Genomic DNA, 18,643 nt, shown 5'->3' with positions numbered 1-18,643 from the left:
GTCGCCAGCTTGTCACTGCCAGTAAGAATGTGCCCGGCGCGAGGGCCGGGCACGCGATCCATTATCTCACCGCTTGTTGCGGATCGGCACCGCCATCTCGTCGATCTTGATCTCGCGCACCGGCTCGTTGACGGCCCAGGCAAGGTTCGGATCGACCTTGACGCGGAAGTGATACATGCTTTGCAGCGCCTGGTGATCCTCTTTCCGGAAGATCATCTTGCCCTTCGGCGTGTCGAACTCCATGCCCTCCATCGCCGCGATCAGCTTCTCGGTGTCGGTCGACTTGGCCTTGGTTACGGCGGTGACGACGGCCATCGCGGCCGAGAAGCCGCCGGCGGTGAAGAAGTCCGGCGGCGCGTTGAAGCGCTTCTGGTGCTCGGCCACCAGCCAGTCGTTCACCGGGTTCTTGGGAATGTCATAATAGTAGTAGGTGGCGCCTTCCATGCCGGGCAGACGCTTGTAGGCGGCAAGCGCCGGCAGGATGTTGCCGCCGGTCGACAGCTCTATGCCGTAGCGCTTCGGATCCATGTCCTGCAGCTTCGTCAGTGGATCGCCGGCGCCGGCCCAGATCACCCAGATGATCTTCTTGCCGGGCTTGTCCTTCAGCGCGTCGAACAGGCGCTGGCCGACGGCGGTGAAGTCGGTGGTGCTGGTCGGCACATATTCCTCGGCGCCCAGCGTCGCGCCGGTCTTGGCCAGCGCCTCCTTGAAGGCAGCGACGCCGTCGCGGCCGAAGGCATAGTCCTGCGCAAGGGTGGCGACCGTGACGCCGGGCTTGCCGATCGCGACCGCGTTGGAGATCGCGTCCTGTGAGGAGTTGCGGCCGGTGCGGAAGATGTAGCGGTTCCACTTCTCGCCCGTGATCTGGTCGGCGACCGCCGGCTCGACGATGAGGATCTTCTTGTTCTCCTCGGCGACCGGCAGATCGGCCAGCGCTGCGGCCGAGGAGGTCGTGCCGATCGCGATGTCGGCGCCATCGTCCTGATAGGCTTCGGAGAGCGCGGCCTTCGACAGGTCGGGCTTGCCCTGGTCGTCCTTGGTGATGATGACGATCTTGCGACCGTCGATCATGTTGGTGCCCTTGGTGGCATATTCGAAGCCGAGGCGGAGACCGGCTTCGGTCTGCTTGGCATAGGCCTCGAGCGGGCCGGTCTTGCCGTAGATGAGAGCGATTTTCAGATCATCGGCCTGGGCGGCGGTCGCCAGCAGGGCGGCGGTCAATGATGAAACAATACCTTTGAGAATATGTGACGTCTTCACGAGCCTTCCTCCCAGCTACTGGCGGCTGTTGCCTGCAACTGATAGTGTGCAGGCTCGGCCTGGGTCAAGGCGCTTTCGGCGGCAGCCCGTGACGGCTCATACCTTGGGTCGAAGGGTGTCGTCCTCCAAAAGCTCAGCGCCGATAGCGGCTGCTGCGCGCATAGACCTGGCGATTTTCCTGCACCGGGCGACTGGCGAGACTGATGCGCGCTTCGCTTGCAAGCGGGGCCGCCGGCTTCAGCTCCTCCAGGAAGATCGGACGCGAGAAGTAGTAGCCCTGCGCATAGCGGATCTTGGTCGCGGCCTGCAGATAGGCGAGCTCCTCGAACGACTCGATGCCCTCCGCGATCACCGTCATGCCCAGCGCCTCGCTCAGGGATTCGATCGCACGCAGGATGCCCTGGCTGCGCGGTCGCTTATGAATGTCGGTGATGAAGGAGCGGTCGATCTTGATCTCGTCCGCCGTGATGTCGGCGAGTGCCGACAGCGACGAATAGCCGATGCCGAAATCATCGATCGAGATGCCGACGCCGATCCCGCGCAGCAGCGGCACGATCTCGTCCTGGAAATGGCTGCGGGTCACGAACGCGTCCTCGGTGACCTCGATCATGAACCGCTTGGGAAAGCCGGTCGCTGCGATCGCCCGGGCGAAGGGCTGCATGAAGTCCGGATTCGACGCCTGTTTCGCCGCGACGTTGATGCTGATCGTCGCCTCCGGCCCAAACGCGTCGTTGATCAGGTCGATCGACTTGACGATCTCGTCGAGCACGAGATGGGCGAGCTCGTCGATGAGACCGAGCTCGACCGCGAGGTTGATGAACGATCCGGGTGCCTGGATCACGCCTTCATTGTCGCGCAGCCGCACCAGCGCCTCGATGCCCTTGATCTCCTCGGTGCGGATGTCGACCTTGGCCTGGAACGCGCAGCAGAAGCGCTTCTCCAGGATCGCGAGCCGCAGCGACTGCTCGACCTTCATGCGCGCCAGCGCCTCGTGCTCCATCGCGCTGGAGAAGAAGGCCAGCGTGCCCTTGCCGCTGTTCTTGACGCGGTACATCGCCAGATCCGCGTTCTGGCGCAGCACGTCGTAGCTTGCGCCGTGCTCGGGAAACAGGCTGACTCCGACGGACGCGGAGGCGAACACCTCGGCGCCGTCGATGAAGAAGGGCGCGTTCAGGCGTTCCAGCATCGCGTGCAGGAATTCGGCGACCTCCTCGGCGCGCTCGATCGGATGCAGCAGCAGCAGGAACTCGTCGCCGCTGATGCGCGACAGCAGGTCCGACTCGCGCAGGTCGCGGCTGATGCGCTTGGCGAGCTCGACCAGCAGCGCATCGCCGGTGGCGTGGCCGTAATAGTCGTTGATGTACTTGAAATTGTCGAGGTCGAGAAAGGCGAGTGCGAAGCGCCCGTCGACGCGGCCGCGCCGGACCAGCAGGTCGGCGCGATGCTCGACCACGCGGCGCATCGGCAGGCCGGTCAGCTCGTCGTAATAGGCGGCGCGAAACAACTGGTCCTCGAACTCCTTCTGCTCGCTGATATCGGCCGAGCTGGAGATGAGGACGGTCTGGTCGCCGATGCGAACCGGCCGATGCGCGGTCAGCAAGATCTGCGCGCCGCGCTCGCCTGCCACTTTTTCCTCGCCGATCACCGTCCGACCCCGGCCGAGGATCTCGCGGCAGGCCGTGCGCCGGTTATGGAGATGCGGCGCCGAGAGGCCGTCGATGCTGTTGGCGGCGGCGCCGAGCTGGACGGCGGCCGTATCGTTGACCAGCAGAAAGCGACCATGCTCGTCCTGGACCGTGACGCCCGACGGCAGCTGGCTGAGGACGCTGCGCAGGAAGCGCAGCTCGGCCTCGGTCGAGCCCAGCCCCTCGTTCGGCCCGGGGGAAAAGTTGAATCGGTCGCTGCTGTACATGCGCCGATTGTGCAAAGTTCCCGCTTCATTTTAGTTAAGCGCTACGTAGAAACCCGGAACGCGCGAGCCAAGTCTCGGGAATGACGGAGCTTTGTGCCGCGGCGTCATTAACCGTTCCTGAATCGGAGCAGCGACGCGGCCGCGCGCATGCGGCGAAAGTGGTAGGCAGGAATGGCCGCCCGGCGGCCGGTTCAGCTTGGTGGCACGCGACACTGCAAGGTGCAGTGAAGGCCGGATTCGAGAAATCTGGTCTCGGTCCTGCCATCGAACGACGACAGCACGGACTTCAGCAATTTGCTTCCGAAACCGGGCCTGCCGATCGGACCGATCGGCGGACCCGCGGCCTCGTCCCAGGTCAGATGGAGGCGGTCCTCCTGCATCGTCCATGACACCTGAAGGAAGCCGCGCGGCGAGGCAAAGGCGCCGTACTTGCCGGCATTGGTCGCAAGCTCGTGAAAGATCAAAGCGAGGCTGACGGCGAGCTTGGCAGGCAGGAACAGCGGCGGGCCGTGGAGCTCGAAGCGGACATGGCCATATGGCCCGAGCTCCGAGACCAGCAGATCCTTCAGGTCGCAGCCCTGTCCGTCGGCGCGCGCGATCAGGTCGTCCGCGGTCGCGAGCGCGCGGATGCGCTGGTCGATGCGGCTCCACACCTGCGGCTGGTCGTACAGCACCTGATGCAGCACGGCGTGAATGGTGGAGGTCTTGTTCTTGAGCCGGTGGTGCAGCTCGTCGACCAGGAGCTTGCGATACTGCTCCTCCTGGGTGAGCCGCCGGGCGATCTCGCGCTGCTTGGCGGCCAGGCGCCGGTAGTGATCGACGCCCCAGATCACCAGCAGCGCCACGACCATATACATCGCCATCAGCGCGAGCCGGGCGCCATCGGCCGGACCGCCGCCAAAATCGAGCGTCAGGCCGAGCGCCGCGCCTGCGATCGCCGTCGCCAGGCCGACGCCCGATCCGCCCATCGCGGTGGCGAAGAAGACGGCCGGCAGGTAGGGCGTGAAGAACACGTCGGGCCGCAGATGCGCCATGCCGTAGCGGATCGCCGTGGCTGCGAGCAGGCACATCGCTGCAAACATGCAGCTCCATGTCAGGGAAGGCTGCTGCTCGCCGCGCCAAATCCGCTTGATGTCGTCGATGAGTCGCGTCATGGACATCCATGAGCCTCAACTGCGCAACCAAATTAAGGCCGACGTGGCGGTAATTTGTCCGGTTGATGGAGGCCGTCTTGCGTGTGCTGCAACCTGGCGCGCAGGATGATGGTTCCGCGGCGGAACTCAGGCGCTTGTTATTCCGCCGCCCAGAACGAGCACGCAGCAGCAAAGGAAGGAGCAGGGAATGGGACGGTTGGAGGGCAAGGTCGCCGTGATCACGGGTGCGACCAGCGGCATCGGCCTGCGCACGGCGGAAATCTTCGTAGCCGAGGGTGCGAAGGTCGTCGTCGCGGGCCGGCGCAGCGCCGAGGGCGAGGCGCTGGCGAGCAGGCTCGGGGCGAGCTGCGTGTTCCGGCAGACCGACGTCACGGTCGACGGGCAGATGCGGGCATTGATCGATGGCGCGGTCGAGCGCTTTGGCCGGCTCGATTGCGTGTTCAACAATGCGGGCGGTCCGGCGCAGACCGGCGGCATCGAAGGCCTCGACGCCGATCGGTTCGACCAGGCCATGGCGGTGCTGGTGCGCAGCGTCATGCTCGGCATGAAATACGCCGCGCCCCACATGAAGCGGCAAGGCTCCGGCAGCATCATCAACAACGGCTCGATCGCCGGCCGGCTCGCCGGCTTCTCCACCTCGGTGGTCTACAGCACGGCGAAGGCGGCGGTGATCCATCTGACGAAATGCGTGGCGATGGAGCTCGGCGAGTCCGGCGTGCGCGTCAACTCGATCTCGCCCGGACTGATCGCCACCGGCATCTTCGGCAAGGCGCTGGGCCTGTCGACCGAGGCGGCCGAGAAGACGCCGGAGACGATCCGCAACGCCTATGCCACGGCGCAGCCGATTCCGCGTGCCGGCCTGCCCGACGACATCGCCTACGCTGCGGTGTTTCTCGCCAGCGACGAATCGAGCTTCATCAACGGCCATGATCTCGTCATCGACGGTGCCATCACCGGCGGCCGCAACTGGAGCCAGCAGCAGCAGGGCTATCAGGCGATGCGCAAGCTGCTGGGGGATGCGGTGGAGTAGGGGACGGCGAAGTACACATTTCGTCATGCCCGGACATCCACGTCGCTCATCCGCGCATTGCAGCAGGATGAATGGCCGGGTCAAGCCCGGCCATGACGAGGAGGAAGACGAGGGGGAAAGAGTCCGCAACAAACCAAGATCCTTGGCGCCCTCGCTGCATCAATGCGCGCGGGTCACACCGCCTTCAGCATCACCTTCAGCCCGTCGCGCGGTTTCGGGATCGGCCAGACCTGCCAGTTCGGCTGATAGCCGGGGGCGAAGGAGACCTCGAGGTTGGCGAGGAAGTGCCGCGCGAAGCACTTCACCTGCATGTAGGCGAAGTGCAGGCCGAGGCACATGTGCGCGCCGCCGCCGAACGGCACCCAGGCGAAGCGGTGGCGGCCGCGCTGGGCCTCGTCGGTGAAGCGCATCGGGTCGAACCGCTCCGGCTCCGGCCAGATCTCCGGCATGTGATGGGTGTACATCGGGTTGATGCCGACGCCGGTGCCGGCGGGAATCGCGTAGCCCTTGAAGGTGAAATCCCGGATCGGACGGCGCGGCAGCGACGGCACCGGCGGCATCAGCCGCAGGGTCTCCTGGAACGCCATCTCGGTCAGCTTCATCTTCTCCAGATGCTCCGAGGTCATCGGTTCGTCCTTGGCGAGGCCGAGGCTCGTCACCTCGTCGCGCAGCTTCTGCTGCCACTGTGGATGCGCGGCGAGCTGGGCGACGAAGGAGGTCAGCGACGAGGTCAGCGTGTCGTGCGCCGCCATCATCAGGAAGCTCATGTGGTCGACGATGTCCTGCGTCGACAGCAACGCGCCGTGGTCATCGGTGGCGCGGCACAGATGCGAGAACAGATCGTCGCCATCGCCTTTCGCACGTCGCAACGGGATCTGCTCGGAGAAATAGGCGACGATGCGCTGCCGGCCCTTGACCCCGCGCGCCATCTGCGTGCCTGGCAGCGGCCTGCGGATCGGCGCCACCGAGGCCGCGACCATGTCGACGAAGGCGCGGTTGATGGCGTCGACCTCCGGCCCGATCTCGGTGCCGAGGAAGGACGTCGCGGCGAGGTCGAGCGTGAGCTGCTTGATCGCCGGATAGAACAGCATCTCGCCCGGATTTGCCTTCCACTGCGCGATGCGCGCGGCGATGCCGCGGTCGAGGCCGGCGAGATAGGACTTCATCGGCCCGGCCTTGAAGGCGACGGACAGCGCCTTGCGGTGCATGCGATGCTCGTCGAAGTCCAGCAGCATCAGGCCGCGCGGAAACAGCAGGTTGAGGATGTGGCCCCAGCCATGCGCGGACGAGAACAGCTTGGCCTGGTCGAACAGCACCAGCTCGTTGGCCTCGGGGCCGAGCAGCACGACGTTGACCTCGCCGAACATGTGGGTGCGGTAGACGGGGCCATACTTCCTGGCGTTGCGCTCGACGTGACCCTTGGGGTCGGCGAGGGTCTCGAACGTCTTGCCGATGATCGGCCAGCCTTCGTCGCCGGGGATATGGGTCAGTGAGTTGCGCCGCGGCGAGGTCAGGCGGAACGATGGCGTGGCCACACTTTGCATCGACATCAAGGAGGCTCCGTTTTCGAGGCGGCGGGGCGCGGCGACGCGCCGGCACATCATTGAAGGGCGGTTGCAGCCATCATGCAATACGCTGCGTTATTTCGTCTCGGTGTAGTTGTGCTGCATCGCACGCGTTGGCGATCTCGCGACGCGCTTCATGCGTCCGAGTCCTGCTGGACTTGCTGCCCCCCAAGCAGAGGGCACGGGGAATGCCGGGCGCTGGCCGCACCCATGGCCCGCCTGCAGAAAAAAATGCAGGCGGCAGGTACCACAGGTTCAGCCGAGGCATCCCGGCATTCCCCGCGCGATGGTTTTCACGGCTGCTTCGCGTTCTCCCCGGTGCGCCGGGCTTTTTGGCCACCGTTGCCTGCGCGACGCGTGAGCGCCGCTGCAAGCGTAACACCAGCATCGGGGTGCCAGGACCACGCGACTTGACCGTGCGCATCGCCGCCGTTCGTCCGCGCGGGATAACCACGCTGCGACATCGACACGCCCACCGCATCCCGCCTCAACGTTCGTGACGACCCGCGAAGCGCCCCTCTTAATCGAGACGGGACTGCGTTAAGGTATGCTTGATTCGGAAAAACGAAAGCAGAATATTTTTGCGCGCAGGACTGGACAGGGATGATGTGATTGAGGTGTTTCGTGAAATGAGTTTTTCGGCGCGCACCGCTTCATGGTGATGAGCCTGTGATCGACAGGCCGGCGCGGTGCGGTTTCGCCTTCTCAAAGGCGCTTTGCTGGAAGCGATTTGCCCGTCGGCCCCGACGGTCGCCAATACGTCCTGCTGTCGCTCGCCGGTGATGCCGCGATTTCGGCGGTCAATCCGCGCAGGGTCAGCGGATCATCTTTCGAGGCGGGCAAGCCTCGCCGCAGGCAGAAGCCGCCACGCGTTCCGACCTGGAGCCAAGTCCATCAGCCGCCCGATTTGTTGATCTTCTTCACCTTGGCGTCGGTTGCCTCGATCGAGGCCGCCAGCTCCAGGATCGCCTTCGCCAGGAGGTCGGCGGCCTCCTTGGGGTCCTGCGAACGTTCGGCGCGCAGCGCGTAGTTCTTGGCTGAGGAGAGCGACATTTGCGACCTTTCTCGCGGAAAAACCTGCCGGGTCGAGACGGCGGGCTGCCTGGCGCATCCTACGCGCGAGCGGTCCCCCGCAGACCGTGCGCGATTGGCGGCGAACATGGCAGGCCGGGGTTAAGAAAATCCTCGTGACGCCCGATCGCCGATGCGTCCTCGGCTGCGCGCGTAGCCGCGTCGCGCACGCGTCCGTTCGTCCCAAGGCGGCTATTTTCAAAGTGCGACGCCATGACGGTAGGCGAGTTTCGCGTGGCCATATATCCGTGTGCCCCGCCGCGTCACCTCAAGGGCGATCTGATCGCGGTCGATTCGGGTCATCAAGACGCCGAGGCAGTCATATCTCGCCGCTCCAATGTCGCGGCTGGTTTCGACGTGCAGCTGTAGGCGAGCCGGGTCTGGGCCGAAGTTGCGCACGATCGCGTCGTCGCCATAGAATCGCTTGATCGTGTCCTTGATGAAAATGATTTCATCAGCAGACACGGGGGCGGGCGGCCGTGGAAAGCATTGAGGTTTGGCAGCAGGCATGCCGCTCAAAGTAGCGCCCGGGCAGTTTGGAGCCAAGCCTCGCCGGCCCTATGGTTTGACGGTGCTCACGCTCATCGGCGAGCGCATGACAGTGCGCGTCAGGACCAGCCGCGCCTCAGAACTTGTAGGCGAGGCCGATCGTCGCCGTATGAGTTCGCGTCGTCACGTGCGCGGTGAAGCGGTCGTCGAACCCGACCCCGACGCCGCCGGCGACGAAGAAGGGCTGAGTCCAGGTGCCGAAATCGGCGTAGCGGTAGTCGGCCCGCACCAGCCAGCGGCCGCCGATCATGTGCTCGATGCCGCCGCCGACGGTCCATCCGACCCGGGTCGAGGCGTAGGTCTCATCGTGCGGACTGCCGAAGCAGAACGGGTTGCCGGGAACGATGGTGCAACTGGCGTTCAGCTCGAGGCGCTGCCACGCCACGCCGCCGCTGCCATAGACCAGCGTAGAGGGCGCGACCAGATAACCCAGACGGGCGCGCACGCTGCCGTCCCAGGTTTCCTTCACCGAGCCGGACGGCAGGCCGACCAGCGGCGTGCCGAAGAACAGCCCGGCCGTGCCCGGCAGCGCACTCGCCCGCTTGGTGTTGTCGGCCCAGCCAAAGTCGCCCTCGACGCCAGCCACCCATGACGGAGCGAACTGCCAGTTCACGCCGAGATAGCCGCCGATCCTGGCCGCCACACTGTCCATCGCCCCGCCGGTGCCTGCCGTCGGCACGAACACGCCGGCACCGAAGTTCGGGGAGATGTCGCTGGTCCGCCAATCATTGTCCGCCCAGCGGGCACCGACCGACACGCCGGCATAGACGCCGGTCCACGACGGCGCGGCGACGACCGGCGGTGCCTTCACCGGCAGGTCCGCCGCCTTCGCTGCTCCCGCCAGCGCGATGCTCGCGAACGCGAACGCAATCGCCGCTACTCCAGATCTCGTCATGCTTTGCCCTAGCGCGCGACGTCGATTCGACATGGTTGCGGCACCATCGCCGGTTGCATCGAACGCGGCAATTGCATCGCGATCGGCTGAGCCAAAAAGTTCGCGGTGTTGCTGGTGAGATACGTCGACTTGGCCGAAGCGACGTTGGACGGTCCACCCCGCCCGAGGTCGGCCCCCGCGTGCTCTTGACCCGTAAATCCACGGAGCCAAATGTTTACCACCCGGCCATCGGCCTCATCTAGCAACGGCCAGACCTGACGTCTGGTCAGCAGACAACGAGGGCAAGGGCATGAGCAATCAGTTGCTGGTGATCGAGGATGCCGAGGTGCATCTGTCGATCCTGCGCAAGATCGCCGCGCAGTGCGGCTACGAGGCGACCTGCGTGACCTCGGTCGGGGCTGCGGCGGAGGTGCTGCGCCAGCGGACCTTCGACTGCATCACCCTGGATCTGTCGCTCGGCGATCGCTGCGGCGCCGATATCCTGCTGCTGCTCAACGAGCTGAAATCGCGCACGCCGGTGATCTTCATCAGCGGCGCCGAGGACGCCACGCGCGAGGAGCACGTCCGGCTCGCGACCGTGCTCGGGCTCGTCGTCTATCCGCAATTCCAGAAGCCCGTCGACCTGCCGGCGCTCCGCGAGACACTGAAGCAGATCGCGACCATCGCCGACTGCGAGAGGCTGGTCGCGGCGGTGAGGTGAGGGCCATGGGTAGGGCGGATTAGCGCAGCGTAATCCGCCGTCAGGGTACGGCGTAGCGACCTGCCCACTTGGCATATACCATGCTCGATCGTGATACCGACGACGACCTGATGAAGTCTCTCGTGAGGGTCGGCGGATTACGCTGCGCTAATCCGCCCTACGCACCGTCGTTGATTCACCCTCGCTGCTTCGCCGCGGCCTGCTGCAGGTCCGGCGCGTTCACCGCGGGAATCGCGACGCGGCCGGGTCCCGTCTGCGACAGCGCCGCGGCGGCCTTGTCGTTGTCCATGATCTTGGCCATCACGGCCTGGCCGGCGCGCTCGAAGATGGCGCGGTTCTCGATGACGAATTTCTGCGAGCGGCGCAGCCCGTCGATGTAGCCGTTGATCTCCGGCACGACGTAGCGCGCGACCATGTCCCAGCTGCGGCGCGTGTTCTCCGGATTGGCCCAGTCGTGCACGAAGCCGATGATGTGACCGACGCCGCCCGACACCTGCATCAAATTCTTGATCGTCTTGACGAGATCGTCGGGCGTGCCGATCGTCGACGCCGCGCCGTCGACGAAGGCGGTCTTGTCGACGGCTTCATCGGGCGAAGAGAACGGCTTCAGGCCCGGCCGCATCAGGGTGCCCACGGTATACTCGTTGTGCCAGCGCATCAGCCCGGGGCCCGCCTCGCGGCGTGCCTGCTCGCGCGTCTCGGCGATGTGCCAGGACAACAGCACGCGCCAGTTCGCGCGGCTCACGCTCGTGCCGTGCTTCTTCGCAGCATCTTCGGCGAACTCCCATTGCTGCGGCAGCGCCATCAGGCCCTGCGTCGACATCGAGCCGAGCGAGATGATGCCGATGCCGTATTTGCCCGCGAGCGTCATGCCGGACGGCGAGATCTGCGATGCCACGACGAACGGCATCTCCTCCTGCAAGGGGAGGATCTGCAGCGCTGCGTCATTCATCGTGAACCAGTCGCTCTTGGCGGTGACGCGCTCGCCGTTGAACAGGCGACGGATGATCGCGATCGCCTCGTCCTGACGATCGCGCTGCGTCATCGGATCGATGCCGAGCGTGTGGGAATCGGAGGCGAGCGCGCCCGGGCCCGAGCCGAAGATGGCGCGGCCGCCGGTCATGTGATCGAGCTGCACCATCCGCTGCGCGACGTTGTAGGGATGATGATAGGGCAGCGAGATGACGCCGGTGCCGAGTCTGATGCGCTTGGTGCGCTCGCCGGCTGCGGCGAGAAACATCTCGGGCGAGGCAATCATTTCCCAGCCGCTGGAATGATGCTCGCCGCACCAGAACTCGTCATAGCCGAGCTCGTCGAGCTGAGAAACCAGATCGAGGTCGCGGCGGAATTGCAGCATCGGATGCTCGCCGATCGGATGATGCGGAGCGAGGAAAGCGCCAAATTTGAGCCGCGCCATGTGTGTTTTCTCCCAAGCGGAATTCGTTGTTGCTTGCCGATCAGGCTAGTTGGCGCCTCGGTGTGAGGCAATCATCTTGCCGCGCACGGCGACCGGTGCATGGCTGCCATTTGTTTGTTTACTGATCGCCGATCGGTGCTCACACTTCATTCGCGCGGAGCGATTCGCCATGTGATGAAGAATGATGCCGTCGAGCGCGTGGTGCGGGTCTTGCTGGTTGCGGCGCGCCTCGCTCTCACGTTCGCGGCGATTGACGTGCCCCGCGGTTCGCGTTTCGGTGATTGCTGCGTGAAGTGCCGCCTCGGCGTGGCATTTAGATCGCAGCAAGAACGAAATTCGCAATCAAATTGCTGAGGTCCGCAGTCTCGCGGGCTTTTTCTTTTGCACTGCAGCAACCATCTGGGTGATGGTGGATTGTCTACCCGCTGACGTGAATACGTGAATGCCTAAGGAGCTTGCCGTTGTCCCTCGCTGAAAATGTTGAGTACTTGCGACGGCTGCGCGAGCTGAACAGCATCACCGGATTTGCCGATTTTCATCGTCAGCCGCGTCGCGCCCCGGAGACTCCGCTGATCGAGATCGAGCATTTCGGCACCAATCCTGGGCGCCTGAAGATGTTCGCCCATGTGCCGGCGCAGCGTCAGCCGCTGGCGCCGCTGGTCGTCGTGCTGCATGGCTGCGGGCAGGGCGCCGCCGAGTACGATCTCGGCGCCGGCTGGTCGACGCTCGCCAAGCATTTCGGCTTCGCGCTGCTGTTGCCGGAGCAGCAGCGGGTCAACAATCCGCAGCGCTGCTTCAACTGGTTTCAGTCGGAGGACATCACGCGCGACCAGGGCGAGGTCGCCTCGATCCGTGAGATGATCGCGCGCATGGTGGCGGACTATGCCATCGATCCCAGGCGCATCTACGTCACCGGCCTGTCGGCGGGCGGCGCGATGACCATGGCGCTGCTCTCCGCGCATCCCGAATTGTTCGCTGCCGGCGCCGTCATCGCCGGGCTGCCGTTCGGCACCGCGCGCAGCATGCGCGACGCGATCCTGCAGATGCGGATGCCGCCGGCGCGCCCCGCCGGCGAACTCGGCGATCTCGTTCGCCGTGCCTCGAACCACCGCGGCAAGTGGCCGAAGCTGTCGGTGTGGCACGGCACAGCGGACTACACGGTGCATCCCGACAATGCGGGCGAGATCGTCAAGCAGTGGCTGGACCTGCACCATCTGCCGTTGGCGCCAATGGCCGCAGCCGAGGTGAACGGCTATCCGCATGAGCAATGGTGGAATGCCGACGGCGAGACCGTCGTGGAATCGTTCACGATTTCCAACATGGCGCATGGCACGCCGATCGGGCTCGCGGCCAACGACAAGCGCTATGGCAAGGCCGGACCGTTCCTGCTCGAGGCCGGCATTTCCTCGTCCTATCACATCGCGAAATTCTTCGGCGTCACCGATTGGATTCGTCCGCTCAAGGCGGCCACGACGTCGCCGAGCACGAAGCTGATCCCGCAGGTGTCGCCGATCTCGGCGGTGCCGGCCTTGACCAAGATCTTGCGACGCGCGGCGGACGCCCCATCCCCCGCTGCGGAGCCGGTCGACGTCAAGCCAGCCGAGATCAAAGTGGTCGAGCCCCGAATGTCGCCGACCGGCATGTTGCTCTCTGCACCGGCATCCGCTGCGGTCCCGCAGCCCAAGGTCGCGTCGGAGTCGCCGGCATCCGAGTCGCGGAAAGCGGCCAGGCCCAGGCCGGACCAGAAGCCGGAGTCCAAGCCCGTGGCCGTCTCCAAGCCCCCAGAGCCGAAACGGCTGGAGTCGTCGACCGGCGAATCTTCGATCAACGGCAGTGGCGTGACCGCCAAGCCGCGGCGCCGGACCATCAACGTCGCCGCCGTGATCGACCGTGCCCTGCAAGCGGCCGGCCTGAAGTAGACGCTCCGCAGCCGTTCAGGGCTCGCGCGCGAGGGACGTGCGGGTCAGACGGTCCCCGTCAGGAACGGGTTCGTCATCCGCTCCTGGCCGAAGCTCGAGCCGGCGCCATGGCCGCAGATGAAGCCGACGTCGTCGCCGAGCGGCAGCAGCTTGTCCTTGATCGAGCGGATCAGCGTGTCGTGGCTGCCGCCGGGCAGGTCGGTGCGGCCGACCGAGCCGTTGAACAAGACGTCGCCGACATGGGCGAAGCGCATTTCCTTGTTGAAGAACACGACACTGCCCGGCGAATGGCCGGGGCAGTGCAGGATGTCGAAGACGAGCTCGCCGATCTCGACCGTATCGCCTTCCTCGAGCCAGCGGTCGGGCGTCACGTCGCGCACGCCCGTGATGCCGAAGCGCGCGCCGCTGGCGACGACGTTGTCGAGCAGGAATTTGTCGGCGACATGCGGCCCCTCGATCGGCACCTTCAGCTGATCGCGCAGATCGGCCGCGCCGCCGACGTGATCGATATGGCCATGCGTCAGCCAGATCTTCTCCACGGTGACATTGGCCTGCGCGATCGCCGCCTGGATGTTCGGCACGTCGCCGCCGGGATCGATCACGATCGCCTTCTTCGTCGCCTCGCACCACAGGATGGTGCAGTTCTGCTCGAACGGCGTCACGGGCACGATCATCGCGCCGGCCTTCGCCCTGGTCTGGTTCTGCTCGGTCATGGCGTCAGCATGCCGATTTTTCGCAATGCGCCAAGTGAAAAACACCCTGCGGGCGGCGGCTCGACGTCCCGGCCAGGGCGACCAAGGGGGGCTTGTGAACCTGCCGTCGGTTCCTGCGTTGGGCCGCACGTTGCGAGCAGAAAGCGGTCGACATGGCGGAACAGGGCGCCTGGTGGCGCGAGGGGATCTTCTACCAGATCTATCCGCGCTCGTTCCAGGACAGCGACGGCGATGGGATCGGCGACCTCACCGGCATCATCCATCGCCTGCCCTATCTCTTGACGCTCGGTGTCGATGCGATCTGGCTGTCGCCGATCTTCACCTCGCCGATGGCCGATTTCGGCTACGACATCGCCGACTACACCGGTATCGATCCGCTGTTCGGGACGATGGAGGATTTCGACGCGCTGGTGAAGGCCGCGCATGACGGCGGCCTCAAGCTCATTCTCGATCTCGTGCCGAACCACACCTCCGATCAGCATCCCTGGTTCCTGCAGGCGCGCCGCTCGCGCGACGACCCGCACCGCGACTGGTACATCTGGCGCGATCCGGCCGCCGATGGCGGGCCGCCGAACAACTGGCTGTCCGAGTTCGGCGGCAGCGCCTGGCAGTTCGAGTCCCAGACCGGGCAGTACTACTATCACGCCTTCCTGGCGCAGCAGCCGGACCTGAACTGGCGCAATCCGCAGGTGCGGGCGGCGATCTATGACGTCATGCGGTTCTGGCTGCGCAAGGGCGTCGACGGCTTTCGCGTGGACGTGATCTGGCACCTCATCAAGGACGCCGAGTTTCGCGACAACCCGGCCAATCCCGAATATCACGGCGGAAGGCCGCCGCATGAGCAGATCCTGTCGCGCTACTCCGCCGACCAACCGGACGTGCACGAGGTCGTCGCCGAGATGCGGCAGGTGATCGACGAATTCGACGACCGCGTGCTGATCGGCGAGATCTACCTGCCGCTGGAGCGGCTGATGACCTATTACGGCAAGGATCTCGGCGGCGCGCATCTGCCGTTCAATTTCGCGCTGCTGTCCGCGCCCTGGCATGCGCGCGAGATCGAGAGGATCATCGCCGACTACGAAGCCGCGCTGCCACCGGGCGCCTGGCCCAACTGGGTGCTCGGCAACCACGACCGGCCCCGGGTGGCGAGCCGTGTCGGGCCCGAGCAGGCGCGGGTAGCGGCGATGCTGCTGCTGACCTTGCGCGGCACGCCGACGCTGTATTACGGCGACGAGATCGGGATGCATCAGGTCGCCATCAGCCCGGAGCAGGTGCGCGATCCCTTCGAGAAGAACGTGCCCGGCATCGGCGTCGGCCGCGACGGCTGCCGCACCCCGATGCAATGGAGCGCGCTGCCGCAGGCCGGCTTCAGCCAAGCCGCGCCGTGGCTGCCGGTTGCCGATGACTACATGCATGAGAATGTCGTCAATCTGACCGCCGACCGGCGCTCGATCCTCAATCTCACCCGTGCGCTCATTCGTCTGCGGAAGCAGCACCGCGTGCTCGTCACCGGGTCCTATCGGTCGGTCGCGGCGCAAGGCGATCTCCTGCTCTACCGCCGCGAAGACGACGGCGAGGTGCTGACCATCGCGCTCAATCTCGGCGGCGAGCCGGTTTCCATCGCGATCGAAGCAGGCGGCCTTACCGGCGAGATCCTGCTCTCGACCTGGCTCGACCGCGGCGGCGAACGCATCGACGGCACGCTGGATTTGCGCGGCAATGAGGGCGTGGTCGTCGGCAGGAGGACGTAGCCACGTCCCTGGCGAGGCGGCGGCGCGTCGCAATCGATGTCGTTGAGGCCCGATCGCAGGGCTTCGCTGGACGCCCTCAGCCGTATTGCTCGGGTCTTCCGCGCCGCCGTGTCCTCGGAATTGTTGAGGTTCCCACTGAATGGCGCCATATTGCGCGACAGATGCCGGGGAATCTTCGGCCTTCAAGGAGATGACGTGTACTGGTCTCCGAAATCGGTACTTCGCGGGAGTTCGAACTGATGAATACGCTGCCGCCGACGACGTCTGACAGTCTCACCGCGGCCGTGACCACGATCAATACGCCGCTGCCGGTCCGCATTGGCGAGGCGACGTTGCTGGCCTGCCTCAAGGCCGAGAAACTGGAGCCGAAATGGCGTGTCCACGTGCAGGCGTTCTTTGACGAAATTGATGCCTCTGTGATCCATCATCTCGTCCTCGACAAGGCTGTGACGTTCGAAGAACTATCGAAGGCGATCGACACTTGGCAGGTTGTGGGGTCCGAAAATGAGAGATGGGTCAGGGAAATGGCGGCCTTCGAGGTGGCAAGACCTCATGCAGAAGGCGCTGCTGTCCCTCGATAGCCTGGAGGGCGGCCCTGGGGCGTGGACGTTCGGGGGCGGCACGGCCCTGGCGCAGAGCTTCGATCATCGCATCAGCTACGACGTCGACATCTTTCTGGATTCGAGCACGGCCCTGAAGCGGCTCGCGCCGAACATGAATCCTGTCACGAAGGCCCTTTGCGATACGTGGCAATGGCCGGGCAAATATCTGAAGCTGATTCTCCGGGACGTAGGTGAGATCGATTTCTTGAATGCGCCCACCTTTACGGATCATCCGACGTATCCGTTGAGCTTCGGCGGCCGGATTATACCGGCGGAGCGACCGGCAGAGATTGCGACGAAAAAGTTGATCTATCGTGCATCGACCTACACGGCGCGCGACACGTTCGACCTTGCCGCGGTCTATCTCTATGATCGACCGGCGCTCGGCGAGATCGCGCAATCTCCGGCAATGACCCGCGATGTCGTATCGGCCGCACACAATCGTTTAAGTCTGGCAAGATATCAGTTCCAGGCGGAAATGCGAGACCTCATCAATTTGACGGCTCGCGGAGAGAAGTTCGTCGACACCTCCTGCGAAATGGCGTTGGAGGCGTTGGTCGAAATTCAGCGCCTCGTTCACGAACGAGATGCGCAGCCGAGCGGCTGAAGCCGTTCTCCTTGAAGACGCCCGTCATCAGTTGGTCGTCGATCGCCGCCGCGTCTTCCGCCGCTTTTTCACCGGGCTCTTCGTCTCGATATCGCTTCGCCGCAGCAGATAGTCCAATCCGCCGACGCGGTACCAGCGGTAGCCGTAGGGCTCGAGCACCAGGGTGTGGCGGCCGCGGTCGTCGGCCTGGCTGTGATCCTCCGACAGCAGATTGATCAGCAGCTTCCCGCCATCGTCCGGCAGTCCGGCATCGAAGCTGATCTCCCGCGGCTTCTCGTCGAGATTGTGCACGAACAGCACCGAGTTGTTGCGCCAGTCGTAGCGCATGATCAGCACGGCCGGATCCCTGGTCGCGATCACCTCGAAATCGCCCCAGCCGACTTCCGGCACCTCCTTGCGCATGCGGATGATGCGTTCGGTCCAGTTCAGCATGGAATTCGGATCACGCCGCTGCCGGGCGGCGTTGATGTGATCATAGCCATAGGGGCCGTGATCGATCACCGGAGACGCCGGCGCGTCGCTCTTGGTGAAGCCGCCATGCGGCTCGGTCGACCATTGCATCGGGGTGCGCGCGCAATTGCGCTCGGCCAGGCTGAGATCGTCGCCCATCGCGAGCTCGTCGCCATAGCGGATCACGGGCGTGCCGGGCAAGGTGAACATCAGGCTGTAGGCGAGCTCGATGCGGCGGCGGTCGCCGCCGAGCATCGGCGCCAGCCGCCGCCGAATGCCGCGATCGTACAACTGCATGTTCTTGTCCGGGCCGAACGCCGCGAACACCGCCGCGCGCTGCGGCTTGGTCAGGCGTCCCAGATCGAGCTCGTCGTGATTGCGCAGGAACAGGCCCCATTGCGCCGAGGCCGGCCGCGCCTTTGTCTGATAAAGCGCCTCGGCCAGCGGCCGCGTGTCGGAGGCCGCCAGCGCGTAGAACAGATGCTGGTTGACGTGGAAGTTGAACATCATGTGCATGCGGTCGCCGTCGTCGCCGAAATACTCCATGTCGGTTTCCGGCAGCACGTTGGCCTCGGCCAGGATGATCGCTTCGCCCTGGCGCCATTGCAGGAATTCGCGGAAGGTCCTGAGCATGTCGTACTGCTCGACCGGCTTCCTGACATCGGCGCCCTTGGCCGCGATCACGAACGGAACCGCGTCCATGCGGAAGCCGGAGACGCCGAGCTGGATCCAGAAGCCCATGATCTTCAGGATCTCTGCCTGCACCTCCGGATTGGAGGTGTTGAGATCGGGCTGAAAGTCGTAGAAGCGGTGGAAGTACCAGCCGCCCGACTCCTTGTCGCGGGTCCAGGTCGACTTCTGCACGCCGGGAAACACCATCCCCTTGTCGGCATTGGCCGGCTTCTTGTCCGACCAGACATACCAGTCGCGATAGCGCGATTGCTTCGAGCTGCGGGCGTCGACGAACCAGGGGCGGATTCAATTGGTCGTCGCAACACTCGATGAGGAGGTTGCGATGGGCATTCGAAAGAAACGGTCAACGCGGGGC

At 65.0% G+C, this 18,643-nt stretch carries 16 protein-coding genes and 1 pseudogene; 6 read left to right on the top strand and 11 right to left on the bottom strand.

The window, feature by feature from the left end; genetic code table 11:
• Positions 1-66: 66 nt before the first annotated feature.
• The 3 genes from QW887_RS13740 to QW887_RS13730 all read right to left on the bottom strand — a co-directional run bounded on the left by QW887_RS13740 (position 67) and on the right by QW887_RS13730 (position 4,332).
• The gene (locus tag QW887_RS13740) at positions 67-1,260 is read right to left on the bottom strand and encodes a substrate-binding domain-containing protein (protein WP_315715117.1); all 1,194 of its coding nucleotides are present in this window, start codon (positions 1,258-1,260) and stop codon (positions 67-69) included.
• A 133-nt stretch (positions 1,261-1,393) separates the two neighbouring features.
• Positions 1,394-3,172 carry a putative bifunctional diguanylate cyclase/phosphodiesterase gene (locus QW887_RS13735; protein ID WP_316194626.1) on the bottom strand — a complete coding sequence of 593 codons (1,779 nt, stop codon included), beginning with the start codon at positions 3,170-3,172 and terminating at the stop codon, positions 1,394-1,396.
• A gap of 191 nt (positions 3,173-3,363) precedes the next feature.
• Positions 3,364-4,332, bottom strand: a complete 969-nt coding sequence (locus QW887_RS13730; RefSeq protein WP_315825570.1) for a sensor histidine kinase — start codon at positions 4,330-4,332, stop codon at positions 3,364-3,366.
• Positions 4,333-4,513: 181 nt separating this feature from the next.
• Here QW887_RS13730 and QW887_RS13725 point away from each other — a divergent pair, with 181 nt between their 5' ends.
• Positions 4,514-5,356, top strand: a complete 843-nt coding sequence (locus QW887_RS13725) for a glucose 1-dehydrogenase (RefSeq protein ID WP_315715120.1) — start codon at positions 4,514-4,516, stop codon at positions 5,354-5,356.
• Positions 5,357-5,529: 173 nt separating this feature from the next.
• Here QW887_RS13725 and QW887_RS13720 read toward each other — a convergent pair whose 3' ends face one another.
• From QW887_RS13720 to QW887_RS13705, 4 genes are all read right to left on the bottom strand, one after another.
• On the bottom strand, positions 5,530-6,906 hold the full coding sequence (locus tag QW887_RS13720) for a cytochrome P450 (RefSeq protein ID WP_316166299.1): 1,377 nt from the start codon (positions 6,904-6,906) through the stop codon (positions 5,530-5,532).
• A gap of 909 nt (positions 6,907-7,815) precedes the next feature.
• Complete coding sequence (locus QW887_RS13715; RefSeq protein ID WP_213737209.1) at positions 7,816-7,974, bottom strand: hypothetical protein; 159 nt, start codon at positions 7,972-7,974, stop codon at positions 7,816-7,818.
• Positions 7,975-8,190: 216 nt separating this feature from the next.
• A complete protein-coding gene (locus tag QW887_RS13710; protein ID WP_315715122.1) occupies positions 8,191-8,502 on the bottom strand; it encodes a hypothetical protein in 312 nt (103 codons plus the stop codon).
• 115 nt (positions 8,503-8,617) lie between these two features.
• Positions 8,618-9,436 carry an outer membrane protein gene (locus tag QW887_RS13705; RefSeq protein WP_316166298.1) on the bottom strand — a complete coding sequence of 273 codons (819 nt, stop codon included), beginning with the start codon at positions 9,434-9,436 and terminating at the stop codon, positions 8,618-8,620.
• Positions 9,437-9,725: 289 nt separating this feature from the next.
• Between QW887_RS13705 and QW887_RS13700 the strand changes: the two genes are divergently transcribed.
• Positions 9,726-10,136, top strand: a complete 411-nt coding sequence (locus tag QW887_RS13700) for a response regulator (protein WP_315825568.1) — start codon at positions 9,726-9,728, stop codon at positions 10,134-10,136.
• A gap of 175 nt (positions 10,137-10,311) precedes the next feature.
• Here QW887_RS13700 and QW887_RS13695 read toward each other — a convergent pair whose 3' ends face one another.
• Together QW887_RS13695 and QW887_RS13690 are read right to left on the bottom strand one after the other, a co-directional pair.
• Positions 10,312-11,553: an LLM class flavin-dependent oxidoreductase gene (locus QW887_RS13695; RefSeq protein ID WP_316194625.1), complete on the bottom strand. Its 1,242-nt coding sequence runs from the start codon at positions 11,551-11,553 to the stop codon at positions 10,312-10,314.
• Between the two features lie 45 nt (positions 11,554-11,598).
• Positions 11,599-11,880, bottom strand: coding sequence for a hypothetical protein (locus tag QW887_RS13690; RefSeq protein WP_315751889.1), 282 nt, complete (start codon positions 11,878-11,880; stop codon positions 11,599-11,601).
• A gap of 134 nt (positions 11,881-12,014) precedes the next feature.
• On the opposite strand from QW887_RS13690, the gene QW887_RS13685 reads away from it, so the two are divergent.
• Entirely contained in the window at positions 12,015-13,472 is a 1,458-nt protein-coding gene (locus QW887_RS13685) for a PHB depolymerase family esterase (RefSeq protein ID WP_316194624.1), read from the top strand.
• A 44-nt stretch (positions 13,473-13,516) separates the two neighbouring features.
• Here the strand turns inward: QW887_RS13685 and QW887_RS13680 are convergent, their stop codons facing one another.
• On the bottom strand, positions 13,517-14,185 hold the full coding sequence (locus QW887_RS13680; protein WP_315751891.1) for an MBL fold metallo-hydrolase: 669 nt from the start codon (positions 14,183-14,185) through the stop codon (positions 13,517-13,519).
• A 152-nt stretch (positions 14,186-14,337) separates the two neighbouring features.
• Here QW887_RS13680 and QW887_RS13675 point away from each other — a divergent pair, with 152 nt between their 5' ends.
• From QW887_RS13675 to QW887_RS13665, 3 genes are all read left to right on the top strand, one after another.
• Positions 14,338-15,936, top strand: a complete 1,599-nt coding sequence (locus QW887_RS13675; protein WP_316194623.1) for an alpha-amylase family glycosyl hydrolase — start codon at positions 14,338-14,340, stop codon at positions 15,934-15,936.
• A gap of 239 nt (positions 15,937-16,175) precedes the next feature.
• Positions 16,176-16,517 carry a hypothetical protein gene (locus QW887_RS13670; protein WP_315715129.1) on the top strand — a complete coding sequence of 114 codons (342 nt, stop codon included), beginning with the start codon at positions 16,176-16,178 and terminating at the stop codon, positions 16,515-16,517.
• Positions 16,489-17,145 carry a nucleotidyl transferase AbiEii/AbiGii toxin family protein gene (locus QW887_RS13665; RefSeq protein WP_315715130.1) on the top strand — a complete coding sequence of 219 codons (657 nt, stop codon included), beginning with the start codon at positions 16,489-16,491 and terminating at the stop codon, positions 17,143-17,145. The genes QW887_RS13670 and QW887_RS13665 overlap by 29 nt, the downstream gene beginning before the upstream one ends.
• A 27-nt stretch (positions 17,146-17,172) precedes the next feature.
• On the opposite strand, the pseudogene QW887_RS13660 reads toward QW887_RS13665, so the two are convergent.
• A pseudogene (locus tag QW887_RS13660) lies at positions 17,173-18,567 on the bottom strand (alpha-amylase family glycosyl hydrolase); the annotation flags it as partial.
• Positions 18,568-18,643: the final 76 nt, after the last annotated feature.

The organism is Bradyrhizobium sp. SZCCHNRI3052 (assembly GCF_032484895.1).
Classification (GTDB): domain Bacteria; phylum Pseudomonadota; class Alphaproteobacteria; order Rhizobiales; family Xanthobacteraceae; genus Bradyrhizobium.
This window is presented reverse-complemented; position numbering and strand designations above follow the sequence as displayed.